Origin of the sequence: Kytococcus sp. HMSC28H12, assembly GCF_001816045.1 — a bacterium.
GTDB classification, from domain to species: Bacteria; Actinomycetota; Actinomycetes; order Actinomycetales; family Dermatophilaceae; genus Kytococcus; species Kytococcus schroeteri.
Window position 1 is genome coordinate 1 of the sequence record NZ_KV824441.1, and the last position, 1,515, is coordinate 1,515.

Genomic DNA, 1,515 nt, shown 5'->3' on the forward strand with positions numbered 1-1,515 from the left:
GGGCGCGCGCCATCGTGCGCGCGGAGGGTTCGGTGAGACACTGTGCGACGGCCCGCGACCACCCCCGCGGGCACCGTCTACCCCCACCAAGGAGTGACAGTGGCGCTCAGCGTGTTCGACCTGTTCTCGATCGGCATCGGCCCCTCCAGCTCGCACACCGTCGGGCCGATGCGGGCCGCCGTGATGTTCGCGGAGAAGCTCGGCGAGGAGGGCGTGCTCGAGAAGGTGGAGCGCATCCACGCCCAGCTGTACGGCTCGCTCGGCGCCACCGGCGTGGGGCACGGCTCGGACAAGGCCGTCATGCTCGGCCTGGCCGGTGAGCGCCCCGAGGTCTGCGACCCGCGCGCCGTGGAGGGCACCCTGCAGCGCATCCGGCAGGACAAGCGCCTGCCGCTCAACGGCGGCCGCGAGATCCGCTTCGACGAGGACACCGACCTCGTGCTCCACCGCCGCAAGACCCTGCCGCTGCACCCCAACGGCATGAGCTTCACCGCCTTCGACGCCGACGGCACCCAGCTCAGCGAGCACGTCTACTACTCCGTGGGCGGCGGCTTCGTGGTCAACGAGAACGCCGACGGCGAGACCCACATCGTGGAGGACGACACCCCGCTGCCGCACTACTTCACCACCGGCGACCAGCTGCTGGCTATCTGCCGCGAGACCGGCATGACCATCCCGCAGGTGATGATGGAGAACGAGAAGGTGTGGCGCTCCGAGGAGGAGGTGCGCGCCGGCCTGCTGGAGATCTGGCAGGTGATGCGCGAGTGCGTGCACAACGGCACCCACGCCACCGGCACCCTGCCCGGCGGGCTCAAGGTGCCGCGCCGCGCCCCCGCCCTGTGGGAGGCGCTGGAGCAGGCCGGCCGCGAGTCCACCGACCCGCTGTCGGGCATGGACTGGATCACCGTGTACGCGCTGGCGGTCAACGAGGAGAACGCCTCGGGCGGCCGCGTGGTGACCGCCCCCACCAACGGTGCGGCCGGCATCATCCCGGCGGTGCTGCACTACTACGTGGACTTCGTGCCCGGCGCCGACGACGACGGCGTGGTCGACTTCCTGCTCACCGCCGGCGCCATCGGCGTGGTGTTCAAGGAGAACGCGTCCATCTCCGGTGCCGAGGTGGGCTGCCAGGGAGAGGTCGGCTCGGCCTGCTCGATGGCGGCCGGCGCGTTCGCGCAGGTCATCGGCGGCACGCCCGAGCAGGTGGAGAACGCCGCCGAGATCGGCATGGAACACAACCTGGGCCTCACCTGCGACCCGGTGGGCGGCCTCGTGCAGATCCCCTGCATCGAGCGCAACGCCGTGGCCTCGGTCAAGGCCATCACCTCGGCCCGCACCGCGCTGCGCGGCAACGGCTCGCACATCGTCAGCCTGGACAAGGTCGTCAAGACCATGAAGGAGACGGGTGCGGACATGAAGGTGAAGTACAAGGAGACCGCGCGCGGCGGACTGGCGGTGAACGTCATCGAGTGCTGAGGCGCTCCCCCGCCCGCACTCCCCACCCGCCCCGCCCCG

The 1,515-nt window shown here is 71.0% G+C and carries 1 protein-coding gene; it reads left to right on the forward strand.

The window, feature by feature from the left end:
* Positions 1 to 99 precede the first annotated feature (99 nt).
* On the forward strand, positions 100 to 1,476 hold the full coding sequence (locus HMPREF3099_RS05885) for an L-serine ammonia-lyase (protein WP_070705138.1): 1,377 nt from the start codon (positions 100 to 102) through the stop codon (positions 1,474 to 1,476).
* Positions 1,477 to 1,515 lie beyond the last annotated feature (39 nt).